The 2231-nt window shown below is 37.4% G+C and carries 2 protein-coding genes and 1 pseudogene; all 3 read right to left on the bottom strand.

What is annotated here, in order from left to right; genetic code table 11:
- A pseudogene (locus H5072_RS17360) lies at positions 1–301 on the bottom strand (hypothetical protein); the annotation flags it as partial.
- Positions 294–1022, bottom strand: coding sequence for a tyrosine-protein phosphatase (locus H5072_RS17355; RefSeq protein ID WP_182694259.1), 729 nt, complete (start codon positions 1020–1022; stop codon positions 294–296). The gene H5072_RS17355 and the pseudogene H5072_RS17360, both read right to left, overlap by 8 nt.
- 14 nt (positions 1023–1036) lie before the next feature.
- On the bottom strand, positions 1037–2231 hold a 1195-nt coding region (locus H5072_RS17350), incomplete at its 5' end, for a polysaccharide biosynthesis tyrosine autokinase (protein ID WP_182694258.1).

Raw genomic sequence — 2231 nt, 5'->3', positions numbered from 1 at the left:
GAGCTTGATCGGTGTTAGCTAAAGTAAGCAGCTTAATATACGCTAAAAAATGCAAATAATGGGCATGTTCAGGCTCAAAGTCTAGGGCTAACTTAATAGCATTTTGGGCTTTGTTGAGCTCATTATTATAAGCCTCTGGTGCATCAACGGGTGAGGTGTTACTGAGTTCTTGCACTGTATTTAGTGAGCTAAAATACCAAGCATTAGCGCGCATACTTTGCACACTAAAATAACAAATAATGAGTGTAACTATTGCCAACAGCGCAAGTTGTAACCGTTTAAAAGCCAGCCGATTAAACATTAAACAATACCTCAGTTAAACACTTAGGGTTTGTTACAAATAGTGCATGCGACTTACTTTCACCAAGCATGTCGGTTACTCGTTTTTTTGCCTTACTTAAAATAGGTGGCCTGCGCTTTACCGAATGCGCGTCAGATGCAATGTAACTCACTAAATCAGCTTTAAGCATGTGTTCACTAATGTACTGAGCTTTCTCTCCCCATAAGCCTTCAATACTAGACGCGGTTAACTGAAACTCACACCCTAACTGTGTTAGTTTTTCAATGTAAAATAGATTTGACTGAATATCACGATTTCGCTCTGGATGCGGAATAACCACTTTTATATTTTGTTTAGCAAGCCAAGTAATAAATTTGTCGTACCCCTGAGGCACATGTGAATGAGGTAGTTCTAACAATAAATAATTAAAGCCATTTTTTTTGCCAATAAACGGTAGTTTATTAGTTAATACAAGCGGCATTAACTCAACATCTAGACGAGCCTCTGCAGCTACTGCAATATTTATATTAATATTTTGAGCTAAGCAAGCTGCTTTTAATTGGGCTAAATCATTAAAAAGTTGGGGAGCCGAATTATTATACCGACCTAAATGTATATGTGGGGTTGCAACAATATGCGTTATACCGTCGCTTTGCGCCATTTTTAAAAGCGCTAAAGACTCGTTTAAATCTTTAGCGCCATCATCAATACCTGGCAAAATGTGTGAATGTATATCAATCACAATTTATATGCCATTTAAGTATTTTCTGGTTCAGGTTTTTTAGAGTAATCGTGGTAGTCGTAGTAACCATAGCTATGCTCATCGTTAGACTTACTCATATCCACCTGATTAAGCACCACACCGGCTACATGGGCTTTTACTTCGAATAACCGCTCAAGTCCTGCTTTAATTGGTTTAATACGTGTAACGTCTGATTTTACAACATATATAACCGAATCAGCACTTTGTGCTATTACTAATGCATCACTCACAGCTTGTGTTGGTGGTGTATCAATAATTATATGGTCGTACTGAGTTTTAAGGTGTTCAATCAACTGTGTAAACTTAATGTTTGATAATAACTCAAGTGGGTTACTTGGTATTTGCCCACTTGGCATTATTACCACACCTGACTTTTCATCAATGTGAACACACTCACTTAGCTCTTCTGTACCCACTATTAAATTTGTTAAACCAGGATGATAAACCGGTATTTCAAATCGCTTAGCAATAGCTGGCTTACGTAAGTCACCATCAATTAGCAGTACTTTACCCATTTGAGCTAACGATATAGCTAAATTAGAAGATGTTGTTGTTTTACCTTCACCTGGCGATGTTGAGGTAACAGCAATAATTTTATGCTGTTTATCAAGCTGAGTTAAAAGTAAGCTGGTACGAAATGTTCGTACTGACTCAGCAAAGCGCCTATACGTTTCGTCAAGATATGCATGCATAGGCAACACACTTTTTTTAGGTAAACTTACCTGTGGTAATAAGCCAAGCATTCGCTGGGCTAACTTGCTTTCTACGTCTGGTTTAGTTTTAACGGTATCGTTAAGGGCATCAAAAATAAAGCTCATAACTATTGCAAAAATAAAACTCGCTACAAACGCAAGCACAACAATAAGCTTTTTGTTAGGTTTACTAGGGTTATTTGGTGCATAAGCTCGGTCGGTAAAGCGTGCTGCGGCAGAGGTAAAATCGCTTGTTACTTCGGTTTCTTTAGAGCGTGATAAAAACGTATTAAATATATTGCGGTTAGTTTCTACTTCACGTTTTAGCTGGTTATATTGAGTTTCTTTACGGGTAATATCTTGGTAGCGCGCTCTAATATTATTTAAATCATTTTCAAGAGCCCCAACGGTTCTTGTAACCCTATTAAGCTCTTTTTCGATACCCGTAATTAGGCCTTTAATTTGTTTATTAAGGTTATTTTTAACGGTAATAAGC

This window comes from Pseudoalteromonas sp. SR45-5 (genome assembly GCF_014163565.1).
Lineage (GTDB): Bacteria > Pseudomonadota > Gammaproteobacteria > Enterobacterales > Alteromonadaceae > Pseudoalteromonas > Pseudoalteromonas distincta.
This window is presented reverse-complemented; position numbering and strand designations above follow the sequence as displayed.